The organism is Gluconobacter sp., assembly GCF_047722525.1.
Taxonomy (GTDB): domain Bacteria; phylum Pseudomonadota; class Alphaproteobacteria; order Acetobacterales; family Acetobacteraceae; genus Gluconobacter.
On record NZ_JBDNYY010000003.1, the window covers coordinates 174924 to 194775 of the forward strand.

12 protein-coding genes are annotated in these 19852 nt (G+C 63.5%); 2 read left to right on the forward strand and 10 right to left on the reverse strand.

Going from position 1 to position 19852, the window contains the following annotated elements:
- Positions 1–64: 64 nt before the first annotated feature.
- The 8 genes from ABF859_RS04365 to ABF859_RS04400 all read right to left on the reverse strand — a co-directional run bounded on the left by ABF859_RS04365 (position 65) and on the right by ABF859_RS04400 (position 11210).
- Entirely contained in the window at positions 65–4600 is a 4536-nt protein-coding gene (locus tag ABF859_RS04365; RefSeq protein WP_415526481.1) for a chromosome segregation protein SMC, read from the reverse strand.
- 34 nt (positions 4601–4634) lie between these two features.
- Positions 4635–5270, reverse strand: a complete 636-nt coding sequence (locus ABF859_RS04370) for a thioredoxin domain-containing protein (RefSeq protein WP_415526483.1) — start codon at positions 5268–5270, stop codon at positions 4635–4637.
- Positions 5271–5906 carry a thioredoxin domain-containing protein gene (locus ABF859_RS04375; RefSeq protein WP_415526485.1) on the reverse strand — a complete coding sequence of 212 codons (636 nt, stop codon included), beginning with the start codon at positions 5904–5906 and terminating at the stop codon, positions 5271–5273.
- Between the two features lie 56 nt (positions 5907–5962).
- Positions 5963–6910 (reverse strand): hemolysin family protein, encoded by a 948-nt coding sequence (locus tag ABF859_RS04380; RefSeq protein ID WP_415526487.1) that lies wholly within the window; start codon positions 6908–6910, stop codon positions 5963–5965.
- Positions 6907–7413: an rRNA maturation RNase YbeY gene (ybeY, locus tag ABF859_RS04385; RefSeq protein WP_415526489.1), complete on the reverse strand. Its 507-nt coding sequence runs from the start codon at positions 7411–7413 to the stop codon at positions 6907–6909. Before ybeY ends, ABF859_RS04380 begins: the two co-directional genes overlap by 4 nt.
- A complete protein-coding gene (locus ABF859_RS04390) occupies positions 7382–8560 on the reverse strand; it encodes a PhoH family protein (RefSeq protein ID WP_415526491.1) in 1179 nt (392 codons plus the stop codon). The genes ybeY and ABF859_RS04390 overlap by 32 nt, the downstream gene beginning before the upstream one ends.
- Positions 8554–9972, reverse strand: coding sequence for a tRNA (N6-isopentenyl adenosine(37)-C2)-methylthiotransferase MiaB (miaB, locus tag ABF859_RS04395; protein ID WP_415526493.1), 1419 nt, complete (start codon positions 9970–9972; stop codon positions 8554–8556). The genes ABF859_RS04390 and miaB overlap by 7 nt, the downstream gene beginning before the upstream one ends.
- Before the next feature lie 281 nt (positions 9973–10253).
- Entirely contained in the window at positions 10254–11210 is a 957-nt protein-coding gene (locus ABF859_RS04400; protein WP_415526495.1) for a lysophospholipid acyltransferase family protein, read from the reverse strand.
- A gap of 327 nt (positions 11211–11537) precedes the next feature.
- Between ABF859_RS04400 and ABF859_RS04405 the strand changes: the two genes are divergently transcribed.
- On the forward strand, positions 11538–13682 hold the full coding sequence (locus ABF859_RS04405) for an autotransporter assembly complex protein TamA (RefSeq protein WP_415526676.1): 2145 nt from the start codon (positions 11538–11540) through the stop codon (positions 13680–13682).
- Positions 13682–17827, forward strand: coding sequence for a translocation/assembly module TamB domain-containing protein (locus ABF859_RS04410; RefSeq protein ID WP_415526497.1), 4146 nt, complete (start codon positions 13682–13684; stop codon positions 17825–17827). The genes ABF859_RS04405 and ABF859_RS04410 overlap by 1 nt, the downstream gene beginning before the upstream one ends.
- A gap of 3 nt (positions 17828–17830) precedes the next feature.
- On the opposite strand, the gene ABF859_RS04415 is transcribed toward ABF859_RS04410, so the two are convergent.
- Together ABF859_RS04415 and ABF859_RS04420 are read right to left on the reverse strand one after the other, a co-directional pair.
- Entirely contained in the window at positions 17831–19459 is a 1629-nt protein-coding gene (locus tag ABF859_RS04415) for a tetratricopeptide repeat protein (protein ID WP_415526499.1), read from the reverse strand.
- Between the two features lie 9 nt (positions 19460–19468).
- Positions 19469–19849, reverse strand: coding sequence for a response regulator (locus tag ABF859_RS04420; RefSeq protein ID WP_415526501.1), 381 nt, complete (start codon positions 19847–19849; stop codon positions 19469–19471).
- Between the last annotated feature and the right edge of the window lie 3 nt (positions 19850–19852).

A 19852-nucleotide genomic window follows, 5' to 3' on the forward strand; every position in this document is an offset into this window, starting at 1 on the left:
GTTTTCCTTCTATCAAAGGGCCAGAACGGTCCAACGTCAATTTATCTGTTTGAGAAAATTGACCTTAGCCACCCACAAGCGCGGCTGCGCGCCCCAGATCGACTGACAGAACCCGGCTTACACCACGCTCCTGCATTGTGACACCGTAAAGACGATCCATGTGCGCCATCGTCAACTGATGATGCGTCACCACCAGAAACCGCGTACCGGCTTCCTTCGTCATGTCGGAGAGCAGGGAGCAGAAACGCTCGACATTCGCATCATCGAGCGGCGCATCGACCTCGTCGAGCACGCAGATCGGAGCCGGGTTGCAGCGGAAAGTCGCAAAGATCAGCGAAAGGGCGGTCAGGGCCTGTTCGCCACCCGAGAGCAGGGAGAGCGTGGAAAGTTTTTTCCCGGGAGGCTGGGCAAAGATTTCCAGCCCGGCTTCCAGCGGATCGTCACTGCCGACCATGCCCAGATGGGCCCGTCCGCCACCGAACATGCGGGCGAACAGCGACTGGAAATGTCGGTCCACCTCTGTGAAAACGGCCAGAAGACGTTCGCGGCCTTCCCGGTTGATGGTGCCGATCCCGCCACGCAGCCTGTTGATGGCGGCCGTCAGTTCGGCATGTTCGCGGGCGATGGTCTCGGCGGTTTCGCGAGCCTCCTCGAACTCGGCTTCAGCCCGCAGGTTGACCGCGCCGAGGTCTTCGCGCTCCCGCATCAGGCGGGAAAGGCGCCGGCGGGTCGAGGTTTCGGTCTGTTCTGAAAGATCGGAAGGATAGGCCCCCCCCTGTGCTCCACTCTGGGGCGGTTCGCTGTCGGCCAGCAGGCGTTCGCGGGCCGCGACAGCCTGTTCGGCGCGTTCGGTCAGGCGCGCGATTGCTTCCCGGCCTGCCGCCAGCGCGAGATCCGCATTGCGGCGCTGTTCCTGCGCTTCCAGTCCGGCGGCTCCCGCGGCTTCATCCCGGGCCCGGGCGGTATCGTAAGCGCTCTGGGCATCCGTCAGGCTCTGGTCGTGACCGGCGAGTTTACGCTCCAGCTCGGCGGGGATAGCGCTGACGGTCTGAAAATTTTCCTGCAATCCGTCGCGTCGGGTGCGGAGCTGGGCGAGGTCGGCCTCTCCGCTGGTGATGCGGCTGTCGAGCGCCTCGATCCGGGCGCGGACCGCAGCCAGTGCCCCCGTCAGACGAACGTCTTCAAGGGAGAGCCGGCTGCGTTCAATCCGCATTTCTTCCAGACGGTGGCGTGTGTCCTGAAGAGGAGCGGTGGCGTCCAGAACGGCCCGTTCCAGCAGGGAAGGGTCGGGTCGCTCGGCCAGTTCGGCCGTTCGCTTCGCATGATCGTCCCGCAGGCGGCTGACAAGGGCGTGCAGTTCTCGCTGACGCGGTTCCAGCGCGGAGCGCCGGGCGAGGGCGGTTGCGGCCGTCTGATCGAGCGCCTGAAGTTCCCGCGTCAGACGGCTGGCCTCTTCGCGGCTTTCCCGCGCTGTTCGGGCCGCCGTGTCGGCGGAGGAGCGCGCCAGCTCGAAAACATCCTGAGAGGCTTTTGCGGCAGCGCTCAGTGCGATGACGTCGGGCCGGTTGTCCTGCTGCTGGAGCGATTTGCGCTGGGCTGAAAGGCGGTCATGTTCCTGCTCCAGCCGCGCCAGCCCTTCATCCAGATCCCGCAGCCGGGTAAGCGTGGTGTCATGGCGCAGAAGGGCCTGATCCAGCGCGCGGGCGGCGGCGTCTGCGGCGCTGCGGGTTGCCTGAAGCCGCGCGCTGGCGTCGCGGAGGGCGTTTCGGGCGTTTTCGGCATCCTGTGCGCAGGTTGAGGCCCTGGTCTGAAGGTCGTCAGGCGCGGGATGGGCCGTGAGTTCAGCTTCCGCCTGTGTCGCTGTTTTCTGCGCGTTTGTCAGAGCGTCTCCGGCGTCCTTCAGGCGTTCGGAAGCCTGTTCCCACTGGGTACGGGCCAGTGCGGCTTTCTGTTCGATCCTCGAGGCGATGGTCCGGGCTTCAGCGAGTTGCGGCTCCAGTGCCATGCGTTCCCTGCGCAGGGCACCGAGTGCTGCTTCGGCCTGTTCGCGGGTCTGGAGAGCTGTGGTGCAGGTCTGGCTCAGGCGCGGCTGCTCGGCCTGATGGGCGTGGAGCAGGGCGCGGATTTCCGTCAGACGGCGACGCTGTTCAAGCCGGGCCGCGCCCGCATCGGGAGCATCGGCGGAGCGGGTAAATCCGTCCCAACGCCAGAGCGCGCCGCTGCGGCCTACAAGAACCTGCCCCGGCTGGAGGATTTTCTGCAGGGCGGGGCCAGTGGGTTCGTCTTCAAGCAGGAAGGCTGAATCCAGACAGCGGCTCAGGGCCTCGGGCGCCTGAACAAGTGTCGAGAGAGGACGGCAGGCTGGCAGGTTCTTGGTGCCAAGCCTGTCCAGTGGGCGCCAGCGTCGATCCGCTGGAACGCTGTCGGGCGCAAGGGACGCATCAAGCCCGTCTGCGAGAACCGCCGCGACGGCCCGGGCCATGTCCGGGGGAAAGTGCAGCGCGTCTTCAAGCGGGTCCGGCTGGGCTGCAACGGCACTCAGGCTCTGCTCCAGCCCCTCGCACTCGCCCTGTGTGCGCAGGATGAGTGTTTCCAGTGCGGAGAGGGCCTGACGGGCCTGTGTTTCCTCTTCCCCGGCCTTCGTAAGCGTGGTTTCGGCCTGTGTGAGCGCCTGCTGCACGGCTGTCAGGCGGTCTTCGGCCTGCATGACGGCGTTTCGCGCGTTCTGAATGGTCTGCTCAGGGACGAGGGCGGCCCGGGCCGTAGTTTCGGCGGACGCTGCGATCCCGGCTCTCTGTCGGGCCTGATCGAGCGTATGCCGGCTCTGTTCGGCTGCCTGAAGAAGGCTTTTCTGACGTTGCGTGCCCTCTTCAGCCGCCGCGCGTGCTTCCAGCCAGAGTGTGCCCAGCCGGTCCTGTTCCTGCCGGGCGGTTTCTTCCCGTTCATGCGCTTCGGTCAGGGCCTGAGCGGTGGTGTCGCGGGATGTCTGGAGGTCTGTCTTTGCATCGTCGCTCAGAAGCAGCGCCTGTGCAGCCTGGCGTGTGCTCCGGTCCTGTTTGATCTGGGTGTCGATGATCTGAAGGCGTCGGTCCAGATCGGCTTCCGTGGCCTGAAGAGCCTGGAGACGGCTTTTGCCTTCGGCTAGCGCACGGCCATCCAGTTCCGCTTTCAGGCGTGCATCCTGCAATGCGTTTGTACAGTCCTGCTCCCTGCGGCTGGCGGCTTCGGACTGTTCCAGCATGGACGCGGCGTTCTGGCGCAGGGTGTCGAGGGTTTCGTTATCGGGCGTGTCCCTGTCCAGAGCGGTGATTTCCGCCTGAAGGGCCTCCAGCGCCCCGACTTCCGCATCGAGCCGGATGGTCAGGGCATCCAGCGCTTCCATCACGGCGTCCCGACGGATGGCTTCCGCATCGCGCAGGCGGGTCGCTTCTTCCAGAGCGCGAGCCTGTTCCTTTTCGAGCGTCTCCAGACGTTCGCATTCAGCCGCACAGCTCGACCGGCTTGCCGGAAGGGCAGCAGCTTCCGCCTCAAGAACTTTCCGTTCTTCCGTCGCCGCCGCAGAGGCGTCACGGTCCGATTTCAGGCCGGTTTCACTTCGGGCGAAATCTTCCTCGGCCTGTTCAAGGCGCGCGCGCGTTTCGGATTCGGTCTGGCGGGCACGGTCGAGGTCCTGGCGCAGGGTTTCGGACTGGACTTTCAGCCGCTCCAGAGTGCTGCGGAGGCGATCCGTTTCCTCACGGGCCTGGGGTGCGGCCTTGCGGGCCTCGAATTCAGCGATGGCAGCGGCTTCGGCGGCCTGTTCCGCCTTTTTCAGATCCTCGCGGGCCTTGGCCAGATCGTCCCGGCTGCGCTGGACGGCCAGATTGGCCCGGGCGTGGAGCAGGGCATGCAGCTCGGTTTCCGTCGCGCGGATCCTTTCGGAAATCTCGCGATATTTCCGGGCCTGAACGGTCTGGCCCTCAAGGCTTTCAAGCCGCTCTTCGAGCTGAAGACGCAGATCCTCGGCGCGGGAAAGGTTGGTCTCGGTCTGTCGCAGCTTGAGTTCGGCGTCGTGGCGGCGGGCGTGCAGGCCGGTGATGCCTGCCGCCTCTTCGAGCAGGAGGCGGCGCTCTTCGGGCTTGGCTGCGATAAGCTGGCCGACGCGGTTCTGGCTGATGATGGCCGAACTGCGTGCGCCAGAGGCCAGATCGGCAAACAGGGTCTGAACGTCACGGGCGCGCATGACGCGGCCGTTGATCCGGTATTCACTGCCGGAGCCGCGTTCGGCCCGGCGGCTGATTTCCAGTTCGTCGGCGTCCTGAAACGGGGAAGGGGCCAGACCGGCTGCATTGCTCAGATGCAGCGTGACCTGCGCGATGTTGCGGGCGGAGCGCGCGCCCGTACCGGCAAAAATCAGGTCATCAAGTTCCCCGCCACGCAGGGCGCGGGCGGAGGTTTCGCCCATCGCCCATCGAAGGCCTTCGACGACATTGGATTTTCCGCAGCCGTTCGGGCCGATGATCCCCGTCAGGCCCGGAAGGATATCGAGACGCACCTCATCGGCGAAACTCTTGAAACCGCCGATGCTCAGGCGGTCGATCGTCGTGGTACGGCTCGACATCAGGGTATGGAAATAATGGTCCTATGGTCCCGGATCAGGAAGCCTTGGCGACGAGATCGGCGAACTTTTCGAAGGTTTCCGGATCCTGGTCGTAATGCGTGTTGTTGAAGCGGAAATAGGGTGTGCCCTGAATGTTGTAGGTGTCCGAGTCCTTCTTGACCTGATCGAACAAGGCTTCGGCAAACACGTTGTCCTTGCTGATGGCCTCGAACTGGGCAGCGGAGACGCCGGCGAGAGCGGACATCTGCTGCAGGCGCTGCATCGGGTCGCCGCCGGCGGCAAAGGCCCACTGCATCTGGCTGGAGAACAGGGCTTCGAGGAAGGGGACGTAGCGCTCTTCCGGCAGGGAGCGGGCCACCATGGCCGCCGTCAGGCCAACACGATCACCACAGAAATCATGGAACTGATAGCGGATCTTTCCCGTGTCGATCAGCTTTTCCCTGATCTTGGGGAACTCTTCCGTCGCGAAATGCGCACAATGCGTGCAGGTCAGGGAGAACCATTCCTGAACCAGAACCTTGGCGTTCGGGTTGCCGATGATGCGGGGGCTCAGCCGGGCATCCGTCGAGGTCGCATCGGCAGCGCGGGCCGTGCCCGCGGCTGTGCCGGCGACGGCGAGGGCCGGGGCGGCGGAGACGAAAAAGCGGCGGGAAAGGGAAAGACGGGTCATTCAGGAAGCCTTTGCGACTGCTTTGGCGAAATCATCATAGCTCCCGACCACGGTGGGTGCGGGAACATCATTGATGCGGAAATATGGCGTGCCCGGGATCTGGAGGAAAGCGCCGTCGTGATCCTGTTTGTTGATAATGGCTTCACGCAAGGCATTATCGGCGTTGATCCGGTCGAACGTCGCTGCGTTCACCCCGAACAGGGCCGCGCGTTTCTTTAGTTCGGCAACCGGGTCAATGTTCTGCGCGAAAGCCCATTCGTCCTGATGGTCGAGCAGATCCGTCACGAAGGCTGCGTATTGGTCCGCCGGCAGGGAGCGGGCCACCATGGCGGCCAGCAACGCAACCTGATCGATCGGGAAATCATGGAAGCGATAGCGGATCTTTCCCGTGTCGATCAGGTTTTTGCAGACCTGCGGAAAGATCTCCCGCGAGAAATGCGCACAGTGTGAACATGTCAGGGAGAACCATTCGTCCACGATGACCTTCGCATTCGGCGCGCCAATGACCCTCGGGCCCATGCGTGGATCGCTGGCAGGCAGATCATCCGCCCTTACAAACGACACCGATGCGGTCGCCACGAGAGCTGCGCCGGTTACGAGAAAGGCGCGGCGTCCGGAAAGCAGGGGGGCAGACATGGGCGGGGCTCCGCTGTGAAAGATGCTGATACTCGAACGATGAACCGGGGGCTCCGTCAAGAGCCCCGGTCGTCTTCCTGGGTTTTCAGTGTGGGAAGCGGCTTGTTTTCCCAGCCATCCGGAACCCGCATGCGCAGGGATCGGATATGCCGCGCATCCGCGTCCAGAACACGGAACTCGAGGCCACTTTCATGGGTGAGCACTTCGTCCTTCGCCGGGACATGTTCGGCAAGACGGAACACCAGACCACCGACCGTCTCGATCTCGGCCTCGCGTTCGGCATCCGTCAGCACGGCGCCGAGCCGTTCCTCAAGCTGCCGGACCGGGAGGCGGGCATCAATATCGAACGACCCATCCGGGCGCTCCACCCACATGGTCGTGACCGGATCATCATGCTCATCGGAGATGTCACCCACGATGGTCTCGATCAGATCCTCGATCGTTACGAGGCCGTCGATGCTGCCATATTCGTCAATAACAAGGGCCATGTGCATCTGGCGCTGGCGCATCTGGAGCAGCAGGTCCAGCACCGGGATGGTCGGGGCGATCATCAGTGGCTGGCGCAGGAGCGGACGGATGTCAAAGGCCTCCGGCTCGCCAACATAGGCGATCAGGTCCTTCACATGGATCATGCCCGCGATGTCGTCGAGCTGGTCACGATAGACGGGAAGGCGGGAATGGTTTTCCCGGCGCATCAGGTCCAGCGCTTCGTTGAACGGCAGGGCCTCGGGCATGGCCACGATGTCTGCGCGCGGGATCATGACATCATCTGCCGTGATGTCGCGCAGGCGCAGCACGTTCATGATGAGGGCGCGTTCCTGCCGGTCCAGTTCCGGCTCGTCTCCCGCTTCATCAGCCGGCTGCCCGGCTTCCTGAACAAGAGTGGCGATGGATTCGCGCAGGCCCTGATCACGGCTGCGGCGGTTGAAAAGTCCGAAAAGTCCGCGTGAGGGGCGGCTCTTGCCTGAGTCTTCGGGCAGGCGGTCGTTTGAATCGTCACTCATATCCGGACACTCCCAGCCTGCTGCCAGTTCCCCTGGCGCCAAGGATCCCCAAAACCGAGGGATCGCAGGGTACGGGTCTCAATTCCTTCCATTTCCCGGGCTTCACCGGGATGATGATGATCGTAACCGGCAAGATGCAGCGCGCCATGCACCACAAGATGCGACAGATGCGCCCTCAGCGAGCGGCTGGCGGCCGCGGCTTCGCGGCGCACGGTCTCGTAACCCAGCACGATGTCTCCGCCATGGGCGGGCGAGAGCGGCTCGAACGTCAGGACGTTCGTGGGCTTGTTCTTGTCCCGGAAGCGCGCATTGAGGCGCTTGACGACCCGGTCTGTCGCCAGAAGGATCGAAGGAGCCGGAGACTGCGTGAAGTCGGGTCCACCCTGACGGGCGACCGCGACGAGGGCGCGCCGGATTGCACGCTCCGTCCCCGGAACCGAGGCGCGCCAGCGGGCGTCCTCGATGATGATGTCAGTGCCGGCGTATCGACTTGGAGGTTCCATTGTTTTCCCGGCGCAGCCTGTTCCGGAACACGTCCCGGGGGGCTGGCGCTTTCTGTTCATAGGCATCGACGATACGGGCAACCAGCGGATGGCGCACCACATCTTCGGAAGAAAAGCGCGTAATGCCGATTCCCTTGATGCCTTCGAGGGTCTCGACCGCTTCACGCAAACCGGATGATACACCATTCGGCAGATCGATCTGACTCAGATCGCCCGTAATGGCCATGCGTGTGCCTTCGCCCATGCGGGTGAGGAACATCTTCATCTGGGCTGCGGTCGTATTCTGGGCTTCGTCCAGAATGACGTAGGAATGAGCCAGGGTGCGCCCGCGCATGAAGGCGAGCGGCGCCACTTCGATCTCACCCGTCCCCATGCGGCGCACGACCTGATCGCCCGGCATCATGTCATGCAGGGCGTCGTAAAGCGGGCGCAGATAGGGGTCGATCTTTTCGCGCATGTCGCCGGGCAGGAAGCCGAGGCGCTCGCCGGCTTCGACGGCAGGGCGCGAGAGAATGATCCGGTCCACCTGTCCGGCAAGCAGCATGCCCACGGCCTGTGCCACGGCCAGATAGGTCTTGCCCGTTCCGGCCGGACCAATGCCGAACACCATGTCGGTATTGGCCAGCATTTCCATATAGGCCGCCTGTCCGTGGGAGCGTGGCGCGATGACGCCGCGCTTGGTGCGGATGGCAGGCAGGTCTCCCAGCGGCGTGGCCGGTGCGTTCTGTGGCTTGCCAGGGCCCTTTTCGGGGCGGCGTTGTCCGTTGCCGCGTGGCCGCTCCTGCGGTGCGGGACGGGTATCCCGGTTTTCTGCCGGGCGTTCCGGACGGCGTGGAAGGGCGGTCAGGCGGATGACGCCATCAACCTGTGAGGCATCGATCGTGCCGCCCTGTTCGAGCTGGTTGTACAGGGCGATGATGGCCGCCTGCGCCCGGCCGACCGCTTCCGTCTCGCCGGAGATGGCGATCTTGTTGCCACGGCAGGACAGTCTGACATCGAATCCTTCCTCCAGCCGGACGAGATGCCGGTCATGGTCACCCAGCAGACGCTGGAGCAGGATGTTGTCATTGAAGCGAAGGGCAACGGTACGGTTGCTTTCGGAGCCAGTGCTGGTGGCGACGGGACGGTTCGGGTGCGTTGTCAGCAAGCGGAGGCTGTCTCCCGGATCAGGGTGCCGCCCAGGGAGTTGGTGCGGCGCGTGGTGATGGCGACCTTGACGGTGGACCCGATCAGATGATCCGGTCCGTCGAAATGAACGGGTTGCAGATAGGGGGAACGTCCGGCGATCTGCCCGGGTTTGCGGCCCCGGTTCGTCACCAGAATTTCCTGCACCGTTCCGACCATGTCTGCATTGAAGGCGTCCTGCTGTTCGCGCAGAAGCGCCTGCAATTCGGCCAGACGGCGATCCTTCACGTCCTCGGGCACCTGCATCGGCTGGCCTGCGGCGGGTGTGCCGGGACGGGGGGAATATTTGAAGCTGTAGGCCATGGCGAAACCGATATCGCGCACGAGCTGCATGGTGGCTTCGAAATCTTCTTCCGTCTCGCCGGGGTGGCCGACGATGAAATCGGAAGACAGGGCCAGATCCGGACGGGCCTCACGCAGCTTGCGGACGCTCTCACGGTATTCGTCCGCCGTGTGGCCTCGGTTCATGGCCTTGAGGATCCGGTCCGAGCCGCTCTGCACCGGAAGATGCAGGAACGGCATGAGCGCGGGGTTGTCCCGGTGCGCGTCGATCAGGCTCTGGTCCACGTCGCGCGGGTGGGACGTCATGTAGCGGATGCGACCCAGACCGGGAATCTGTGCAAGCTGTTCGACCAGCCCCGCCAGGGTCGCACTTCCGCCTTCACCGTCATCGCCATGATAGGCGTTGACGTTCTGACCGAGCAGCGTGATCTCGCGCACGCCGCTTTCGGCCATCCGGCGCGCTTCGGCGAGAACGGAGGCAACCGGGCGGCTCGTTTCCGCACCACGGGTATAAGGCACGACGCAGAACGAGCAGAACTTGTCGCAGCCTTCCTGAATGGTGAGGAAGGCCGTGAGATTGCCCTGTGTCTGTGGGGCGGCATCCGTGGGCAGGAAATCGAATTTCTGCTCCACCGGGAAATCGGTCTCGATGACCGCGCCACCGGCACGCGCCGCGCGCGCCACCATTTCGGGCAGCTTGTGATAGGTCTGCGGGCCGAGAACCAGATCGACGTAAGGCGCGCGGGAGAGAATGACCTCACCCTCGGCCTGGGCCACACAGCCGGCGACAGCGATGATGGTGCGGTCCTGACCGTTGCTGATGCGTTCGTCGCGGATCTTGCGCAGGCGTCCGAGTTCGGAAAAGACCTTTTCGGTCGCCCGTTCGCGGATATGGCAGGTGTTGAGAATGACCATGTCCGCATCTTCGGGCCGTTCGACGGGTCCATAACCCAGCGGACGCAGGACATCAGCCATGCGCGCGCTGTCATAGACGTTCATCTGGCAGCCCCACGTAATGACATGAAGACCACGGGGTGCGTGGGCATGATCGGGGGAGGCGGGCACGGCAGGGGAAATCGGGGCGGTGGTCAAGGTCTCGGTCCGGGAATGGCAGGATCAGGCACAGACATCGGCGCAGGCATCTACGGGGTCAAGCCCGTTCTTCGGAACGGCATGACGCATGCAATGGGCCGACGGAATGTCAGACGGGCCTGAATGGGATATACCACCTCCGGACACGATTGCACGATTGCGACCGTATCGTGGAACCAAGCGTGGCGTGAGGGCTGGCTTCAAGTCAAGACAAACCTGCGCAGAACGCCGGATTTCCGCAAAGAAACGGCCGTACTTTCCGGTATGGGGGAGAGCGTGGGTCAGGACTCGGTGTCTTTTGACAGGCCGCGCCGGAGTTCCGCAGCGCCGTCATTGACGACCTTGAACGTGGCGCGCGCGAGTTCCTTGCGGGAACGGTAATCCTCCGGATTGATGGGATCATGCAGCATCAGCGAGGCTCCCATCGAACGCCATTGCCCGAACGCCCAGAGATGGGGGGCAAGGTCCATGTCCCCGTACCATGAAAAGACATTCCGCCGGCTGCGCCCGACCGGCAGCCCTTCAAGCCGGTCATAGACCACCGAGACGGGCTGGATCAGGACGGGAGGGGCTTTCGGAAGCCCTGCCTGTTCCAGTCGGCCGGGTTTTGCGACGGCGAAGAACGAGGACAGGAACGGAAGAACCCTGGAGCCGTCGGATGATGTGCCTTCGGGGAACAGGACGATGTCGTCTCCGTCCCACAGGCGCGCTGCCATGTCCTTCAGTTCACGGCCGGTGTCCTGACGGTTGCGGCTGACGAAAATTGTCCGGCCCAGTCGCGAGGCGGTACCGATGAGAGGCCATTTTCCGACTTCGCCCTTGGCGACGAACACGACGGGCAGGGCGCTGCCGATGATGGCGATATCGAGCCAGGAGCAGTGATTGGCAACGAACACGACCGGACGCTGGCCGCTGCGGACATCCTTTGCGGTCCGCACGCCGCCTGCGCTCCGGCCGATGATGGTGGTCCTGACTCCCATGATCAGGCACACGCCTTTCCAGAGCAGTTGCGGCATCATGATCTTCAGGCGACCCGGAAGACGGATCAGGATCGCCTGTATGCTGCACACCCAGAACGCCCAGATCAGGACAAGCGACAGCCGCCTGATACAGCGCAGGCGGCTGTAAAGGGAGGTCGACGTTGTCGGCTGGAAGGCTGGAAAACCGGCATTTCCATCCAGGACGGGGCGATTGTGACCGCGCCGGCCGTTCGGTGTCTTGGCATCACGATGGGACATGGGTGCTGAGTGATACGGTTTTCACGGTGGCGACACAATCTTGTTTGTTTCCGTTTGCGATCGGAAGGCCGTTTCCCCGCGCGCATTGAAGGGGGCGGTATTTCGGTAAAGAATCCTGAAGGGATCTGTTTTTTTCCGGACCGCTCCTGTCCGGGAGGGCTTGACAGGGCGCGTCGTGCAAGGTTCCTCGGATGGTAGCAGCCGCGTCGTTCGGTCTGCGCTCTCGTGTCCGGCTTTCAAACGTCGGAAAGGCCCTCAAGACGGATTTCAGGACGCACGGTGAAGTCAGGCCGCAGCCCCGTTTCTTTTTCTGTGTCATTCGCCTCGATGTCCTGCGCGCTGGGCATCGTGACGGTTTTCTGTGCGCCTCTGCCCGTCGAGGCGAAAGCGTCGAAACCGGCTGCAAATGCAAAGCCGGTAACGGATGGCACATCCGATCCTGCAATCCCTTACGCGGTCACGCTGAAGCCCACGAAACAGGCTGATGTGGATTCCGCGATCAGTGCGTCCTCCCAGCTCAAATCACTTCAGACCTCCCATACTGTCGGGGCCTATGCGCTCGCCGGGCGGATCCGCAGTGATTACGACCGGGTCAACAGCGCGCTTGAATCGCAGGGATATTATGCCGGGTTGGTCAGGATCGACGTCCGGGCGGGTGCGCGGACGCTGGACGGCAAGGATCCGTCCCTGCCGGATATCCTGAAGGCGGGAGGGACGAGCCAGAAAGTTGCCATTACGATCTCGGCGACGCTCGGTCCGCGGTTCAGTCTTGGGACCGTCGCGCTGACCATGCCGCCACAGGAGGCCCCGGCCACGTCCGTTCCGGCTCCGGCGAACGCCGGGGCGCCTGCCATGGCACAGCCGGACGCGAAAGCCTCCGTTGCGACAACACGCCCCAAAGATAAGCCGGACGAAAAAACCAGCCCTCCCACCCCGGCGGCTCCAGCGGCGGCGGTTGCCGCAACCTCCGAACAGGCGATCGCACAGGCAGAGCCTGTCCGTCTCCTTCCCGAGGAGCGCAAGGCGTTTGGTCTGACCTCGGGTCAGCCTGCGGTGGCGGCCGATGTGCTGGCAGCGCAGAACAGCCTGCTCAACCAGCTTCAGGAAGAGGGCTATGCCACGGCGAGCGTCTCGACACCTCTGGCCTATCTGAAACCGCAGACGCAGACGCTGGACATCGTGTTCCGGGTGAACCGCGGGCCGAAAGTCGTGATCGGCCCGATCGGGATGACCGGGCTGGCGCATACCAACCAGTCCTACCTGATGAACCGGCTGGAACTTCGGGAAGGCGAATTGTACCGCCCGTCCCGGATCGAGGCCGCCCGTCAGGATCTGGCGAGCACGGGCGTGTTCGCATCCGTGCAGGTCCGCAATGCGCCGCCGATCATCACGCTCCCGCCAGGCAGGACCCTCATGCCCGGCATCCTTCAGGCCATGCCGATCGAATTCGGATTCAAGGAGGCCAAGCGGCGTACGCTGTCCGCGCAGGTCGGGTATTCGACCGATCTGGGTGGGCGTGTGGGTGTGAGCTGGACGCATCACAATCTGCTGGGCAATGCCGAACAACTGCGCCTGACGGCCCTCATTACCGGACTTGGCGGTTCGGCCCAGCAGGGGCTTGGCTATGACGTCTATGCCGATTTCATGAAGCCGGATTTCCTGACGAAAGGGCAGAATCTGAGCGTGCGTCTCGAAGGCATTCGCCAGCTTCTCTACTCCTATCACCAGACCGCCATCATCGGGCGGGCAGGCCTTAACCGTCATGTCGGACGGTACTGGAATATCTCGGGCGGCGTGATGGGCGAGCAGGAGCAGATCCGGCAGTTCGGCGATACCCGCAGTTATTTCATCATTGCCGCCCCTTTGAACGCGACGTTCGATAATACCCAACTGGCCAATCCGATCGATCCGGCAACGCATGGCGTGCGGGCGTCCCTGTCCGTCACGCCGTCCGAATCCCTGGAGAGCGGGTCGTCATTCTTCACGCTCCTGTCCGCGCAGGTCTCGACTTATTTCGATCTGAAGCATCTCGGCATTTCCCGCCCCGGACGCAGCGTGATTGCGGTGCGTGGTATCGTGGGTTCCGTGCAGGGGGCCTCCACCTACCAGATCCCGCCCGATCAGCGGCTTTATGCCGGTGGCCCGGCAACGGTTCGCGGGTTCCGTTATCAGGGGGTCGGGCCGCAATATGGCAAGTCCAAATACGGCATCGGCGGTACGTCCATGGATGCGGGCAGCGTCGAGTTCCGTCAGAGGTTGCCGATGAATCTTGGTGTGGCCGGATTTGTGGATGCCGGTCAGGTGGGCACGGGATCGCGGCCGGGGCAGGGCACGCTTCGGGTCGGTTATGGCGGTGGCGTACGGTATTTCACGCCGATCGGCCCGATCCGCGTGGACGTGGCGCTGCCGATGAACCGTCCGGCTTACGGCGATAAATGGGAACTGTATTTCGGCCTCGGGGAGACGTTCTGATGCGCGTTCGCAGGATCCTTCTCCGTGTTGCGGCCGGTCTGGTCATCGTCCCTGCGGGGCTTGTGGCCGTGGCGGTCACGGGTGTTCTGATCGGGATCAACATCTCTCCCGGGCAGCGTCTGATCGAACGCAAAATCGGCCCGCTGACGGGGGGGATGGTCGAGATTTCCGGGCTTTCGGGCTTCCTGCCACATCATCTGGCGGTGACAAAGCTGCTCATCAAGGATGCGAAAGGCCCGTGGATCGAGCTGGACAATGCCGATCTGAAATGGTCCCCACTGTCGCTGATCCACATGGATGCGAAGATCGCAAGCCTGAGCGCCACGCGTGTGGCCGTGCTGCGCAAGATGGTCTCCAGCCCGGACGAAACGCCCGCAAAGCCCACACCGACAAGCACGGCGCCATCGAAGCTGCATCTGCGGGTCGATCTGGCGTCCCTGCATATCGGGCGGCTGGAGATCGGGCCGGACTATACCGTCACGCCGACAGTATTCTCCGCAGACGGCCACGCCCATATTCACAGCATCGCGCCCTTCATGGATGGCGTGACGATGAAGACGCTTCCGGTCATGGACGTGGCGCTAGCCCTGAAGCGTCTCGACCAGCCGGGCAGCCTGACGCTCAATGTCCAGACGCCGCGCAGGCGTATTGCGCTCGGGGTGCGCTTTCAGGAAGGCGACCGGGGATTTGTCACGACGCTCGGGCAGATGCCGGAACTCGATCCGCTGGACCTGCACCTGAATCTCAATGGTCCGCGAACGGCTGCGGTGCTGGATTTCGGCCTTGGGGCGGGACCGGTGAAGGCCGCTGCAAACGGCACGATGAACCTGCTGACGCGTGTCGGGGATCTGCATGTGAAGGCCGATGCGCCGTCCATGACGCTGCGGCCGGGCATTGCGTGGAACAGCATCGCGCTGCACACGGATCTGCATGGCCCGCTCACGGCGCCAAACGGACAGGGCGTTCTGGATATCGATGCCCTGACGGCGGCTGGCGCGGCCATCGGGCATCTGCATGCGCAGTTCGAAGGCGTGGAAGGTGTTCCGGCGCAGGATACGACGGGGCATCTGACTGCAACGCTGGATGGCTTGCGGATTCCAGGTTCCCAGCCGACACTTCTGGCCGCGGCACCGCTGACGCTGGATGTTCTGGCTCATCCGCTGGCGGCAACTGTGCCGATTGTCGCAAAGCTGGACCATCCGCTGCTTCATGCCACGGCGACTGCGGATCTGAAGCCTGCTCCGAAGGGGCATCTGGATCTCGACCTGCCGGATCTGCACCCGCTGGCGGCGATGGGCAGCACGGATATCAAGGGGAGTGCGGGGCTGCATGCCGACTTTGCCATGCCGGTCACGAAGCAGGACGACCTGACGCTGAAAAGCACGGGGACGCTCGCGATTACGGGCGGCCAGCCGCAGGCCCTGAACCTGATCGGGAAGACGGGAACGTTCTCGCTTGATCTGGCGAAGTCTCCGGTCAATGTCCTGACGCTGAAAAGCTTCGGGCTGGATGGAGCGGCCCTGCATATGCTGGTGTCGTCCGTCATCGACATGGCGCATGGCAACCGGATGCAGACGAAAGTCTCCGTCCAGTTGCCCGATCTGGCAAAGGCCAGCCCGGCTATCCTTGGAAGCACGACGCTGACAGCCACGGCCGATGGACCGACGGATGATCTGGCCGTCAAGGCTGATCTGAACGGGGATTTCGGCACGAAGGATGTCGCAAAGGGGCCGGTGGCGCTGCATGCGGATTTCCAGCATCTGCCATCCCACCCCGATGGCACGCTGACGGCAAAAGGGACGCTGGACCATGCTCCGCTGCTTCTCGATACCGCCCTCCAGCAGGACGACGCCGGTGCCTACCATCTGGACCTCAACACTCTGAACTGGAACAGTCTGAGCGGGAAGGGAAAGCTCCGTCTGCCGAAGGGGGCAAAGGTCCCGCTTGGAGATCTGGACGTCTCGATCCGCAATCTCGGAGATTTCCGGCGGCTGATCGGGCAGGCGATTTCAGGACACCTGACGCTGGGTTTGCACACGACCGAAGCCGAAGGCGCGCCTCCTGTCGTGAAGCTCGGACTGGACGGGATGCTGTCCATGGCCGAGGCGGCCGTTCAGTCCCTGAAGGTCAGTGGAACCATTACCAATCCGATCGACGCCCCCGAACCCTCGCTCGTGCTGGATCTGGCCGGGATGCGCTATCAGGCCATGACGGGCAAAGCGCATGCCACGATCAAAGGGCCGCAGACCGCGATGGCCATTGCGCTGAATGCGGCTTTCCAGAACGTGATGGATGCTCCTGCGAATATCGACACGGCGCTGGTGTTGAACGTGCCGGACAAGACGGTGCGTCTGGGGCAACTGACGGCTCTGGTCAAAGGCGAGAGCCTGCGGCTGAGCCGCCCGGCCGTGGTGTCGTTCGGCAAGACGATGGGGGTGGACCATCTTCTGGCAACGGTGGCGCCTCAGGGTGTCGCACCTGCGACGATCGATGTGGCGGGTACGCTGAAACCGGCACTCGCGCTGACGGCGCGTCTGGATCATATCACGCCTGCGATCGCCAAGCCTTTCGCGCCGGATCTTTCGGCAACGGGCGCGATTTCGCTCAACGCGAAACTCGGGGGAACGCTGGCGGCGCCGACCGGCACGGTGTCGCTGAACGGGCGTGATCTGCGGATGCGGACCGGGCCTGCGGCGTCCCTTCCAGCCGCCCAGATCCTGGCCAACGTCGGTCTTGCCGGAAGTTCTGCAAAAGTGGATGCCACGCTTGGAGCAGGACCGTCCGTCGCTCTGGCGGTCCGTGGAACTGCGCCCTTGTCCAAAACGGGCGCGATGGCGCTGGCGACCACCGGGCATGTGGATCTGTCCGTCGGCAATGCCGTCCTCGGTGCCAATGGCATGGGAATGACCGGGAAGGTCGGCATCAACCTCAATGTGGGGGGAACGGCCGCGCAGCCGAAGGCGACGGGAGAGGTCACGCTGGAGAATGCCTCTTTCGATCATTACGCGCAGGGCGTGCATCTCAATCACATCAACGGCGCGCTCGTTGCGTCCGGTGACAGCATTGCCATCAACCATATCGTCGCTCATGCCGGGCAGGGAACCATCGCACTGGATGGCAGTGTGGGAGCATTCCGGCCGGATCTGCCGGTGGATCTTCATGTCACGTCGGAGAAAGCCCGTCCGGTTTCCAGCGATCTGCTGACCGCGACGATCAATACGGACCTGCATATTCACGGGCAGGCCACCACGCGGCTGGACGTGGACGGGAAGGTCAATATTCCCAATGCCACGATCAATATTCCGGACTCCATGCCCGCGTCCGTGCCCCAGCTCGACGTCATCCGTCCGGGACAGAAGCCGCCTGCCAGTTCCAGCTCGAACCTGATCATCGGGCTGGGCGTGGATGTGATTTCGCCGGGTGAGTTCTTCGTGCGCGGTCATGGTGTCTTCGCGGAAATGCAGGGGCGTCTGCGCGTCCGAGGCACGAGTGCGGAGCCTGCGGTCAGCGGGGGCTTTGACCTCAAACGGGGCAATTTCAACCTGGGCGGGATCAACCTCAACTTCACCAACGGGCGTGTGGCCTTCAACGGCTCGGGTGTGAACCACAAGCTCGATCCGACGCTGGATTTCCGTGCCGACCGCAATGCCAGCGGGACGCTCGCGAGCCTGCTGGTGACGGGATATGCCAGTGCGCCGAAGATCGACTTCGCTTCCACGCCAAGCCTGCCGCGCGATCAGGTTCTGTCCATCCTGCTGTTCGGCACTGATAGCCATTCGCTGTCCACGACGCAGTTGGCTGAACTGGGGGCGGCCGTGGTGCAGCTTGCCGGCGGTTCGGCCTTTGATCCGCTGAGCAAGGTCCGCAACCTGCTGGGTCTGGACCGTCTGGCCGTGGGCGGAGGCAGCGGCGTGGACAATGGCGGCACCAGTGTCGAGGCTGGGAAATACGTGATGAAGGGCGTTTATGTCGGCGCCAAACAGGCGACGTCGGGCTCCGGCACGCAGGCACAGGTGCAGATCGACCTGACGAAGCGGCTGAAGTTCAACACGACGGTCGGCACGGGCGGTCAGGTCACGGGATTCACGACGCCGGAAAACGATCCGGGATCGAGCATCGGCCTGTCTTACGGCTACAGCTACTGAGTTCTAGTGGGCGGCAACGGCATCTTCGAGACGCCGTTTCACGCGCTCCACGACGTCCGACCAGTCCGCAAAACGGGTCTGGCGGACGATCGTCATCTGTGGATACCAGGGCGTATCGTCGCGTCCATGCAGCCAGCGCCAGCAGTTGTTGACGCGGTCCATCATGATGACAGGCTTGCCCAGTCCTCCCGCCAGATGAACGGCTGACGTATCAACCGAGACGATGATGTCGAGGTTCACCATCAGGGCCGCCGTATCGTCCATCGTATGACATTCGGGCATGAAATTGATCAGTTCGCCCGGAAAATCCGGGATCTGCTCGGCCGGACGATCCTTTTGCAGGGAATAGAAGCTTGCGCCTTCGATTTCCGCCAGTGGAGCCAGAGTGGAAAGCGGCATGGAGCGTTGGCGGTCCACCATGAGCGCCGCCGTATCTTCGGGGCGCGCCGCCCCGGCCCAGACAAGGCCGACCCGCAGTTTATGGTCGTCCTGAAGGCGGTGTCGCCACATCTCGGCTTTCCGGCGGTCCGCACTGAGATAAGGGACGGGTACGCCCATCGCATCGGGTGTGCCGGAAAATGCGCGGGGCAGGCTGATGAACGGGCAGTGATAGTCGTATTCCGGCGTCTCGCCCCCAAACTGCACTTCCGCGACCCCGGCTACGCGCTCGCAGATCGCCGCCAGGGTTTCCGTGCCCCAGATATGAACGATGGCGCCTGTCCGGGCGAGGGGCGGGATATAACGCAGATACATCAGCGTATCGCCCAGACCTTCTTCCTGCGTGACGAGGACGCGTTTGCCCCTCAGGTCCAGCGCGGGAGAAATATTGGGCAGGAGGCGGTCCAGCGGCATGCTGGTATGGCCCGGCAGCCCGAAGCGCCATTCATGTTCCGCCCATCCCTGCGCCATGCGGCCGCTCTTGAGCATGGTTATGGAATGGTTCAGACGCAGGCGTGGGTCTTTCGGTGCCATGGGCACTGCCTGCCGATAGAGATTGGCCGCTTCTTCCATCCGCCCGATGCTGCTGAGGATGCAGGCCATGTTGCAGATCGGCTCCCAGTCCTGCGGGTCGGTTTCGCGCAGGCCGTTCATGATGGACAGGGCGCTCTCGAAGCGGCCTGTCTCCGTCAGCAGAAGAGCAAGCAGGTTGAGCGTGCTGCGGGTGTCCGGGCGCCGTTGCAGGCTCTGGCGCAGAAGCAGTTCGGCGTCCTCGAACCGGCCGATCTGGATCAGTACGGTGGCCTCGGCATCCATCAGGCGTGTATCATCCGGCATCCGTCTGCGGCAGATCTCCAGCAGCGGAAGCAGATCATCCCGGCGGCGCAGGGCAACGGCTTCATCCAGCAGCAGGGAAATTGCGTGAGGGCCGACGCTGGCGCTGGCTTTTTCAAGCTCTGCGGCACAGTCCTCGTAACGGCGAAGATGAAACAGGGCCCGCGCCCGGACATAGTGGAGAGCCGGCATGTCCGTCGTGTCTTCCGGGACGGCTCCCGCGATGGTGAGTGCTTTTTCAGGATCTTTGCGGGCGAGGGCGTCCTGTGCCAGGGCCAGCCGGTCGGATGGGCTGACCTGCCCGTCTGTGGCTGCTGGAAGGGGTGTCTCGAGGGCTGGTCTGTCCAGACTGGCAGACATACGGATCTCCTAGTCCGAGGCCGTCGATGTCATGTCCTGAAGGGCCTCCAGGATGCTTGCTAGCGTATAAGGCTTGGAGATGAAACGGTCCCGTGCAGGGTCGCCGGATGTCTCGTCCCGACGTAGGTCGCCATGGCCACTGATATAGATGACCGGCAGATCGGGCCACCGCTCGCGGGCGGGGTGGACAAGGGTCATGCCATCCCCGTCCGGAAGGGTCATGTCGGCCACGAGGGCATCCAGCCGGGGCTCTGCGCCAATGATGGCACGGGCCTCGGCACAGTTGTCCGCCTCCCTCACCGTCAGGCCGCTGTCCAGCAGGAACTCCGCCAGACAGGTTCGAATGAGGAAGTCATCCTCGATCAGCAGAACGGTGAGAGAAGGGAGCATCAG

Coding starts and splice junctions, on each gene's coding strand:
- ABF859_RS04365 (WP_415526481.1), bottom strand. CDS start 4,600: ATGTCGAGCCGTACCACGACGATCGACCGCCTGAGCATCGGCGGTTTC.
- ABF859_RS04370 (WP_415526483.1), bottom strand. CDS start 5,270: ATGACCCGTCTTTCCCTTTCCCGCCGCTTTTTCGTCTCCGCCGCCCCG.
- ABF859_RS04375 (WP_415526485.1), bottom strand. CDS start 5,906: ATGTCTGCCCCCCTGCTTTCCGGACGCCGCGCCTTTCTCGTAACCGGC.
- ABF859_RS04380 (WP_415526487.1), bottom strand. CDS start 6,910: ATGAGTGACGATTCAAACGACCGCCTGCCCGAAGACTCAGGCAAGAGC.
- ybeY (WP_415526489.1), bottom strand. CDS start 7,413: ATGGAACCTCCAAGTCGATACGCCGGCACTGACATCATCATCGAGGAC.
- ABF859_RS04400 (WP_415526495.1), bottom strand. CDS start 11,210: ATGTCCCATCGTGATGCCAAGACACCGAACGGCCGGCGCGGTCACAAT.
- ABF859_RS04405 (WP_415526676.1), top strand. CDS start 11,538: ATGTCCTGCGCGCTGGGCATCGTGACGGTTTTCTGTGCGCCTCTGCCC.
- ABF859_RS04410 (WP_415526497.1), top strand. CDS start 13,682: ATGCGCGTTCGCAGGATCCTTCTCCGTGTTGCGGCCGGTCTGGTCATC.
- ABF859_RS04415 (WP_415526499.1), bottom strand. CDS start 19,459: ATGTCTGCCAGTCTGGACAGACCAGCCCTCGAGACACCCCTTCCAGCA.
- ABF859_RS04420 (WP_415526501.1), bottom strand. CDS start 19,849: ATGCTCCCTTCTCTCACCGTTCTGCTGATCGAGGATGACTTCCTCATT.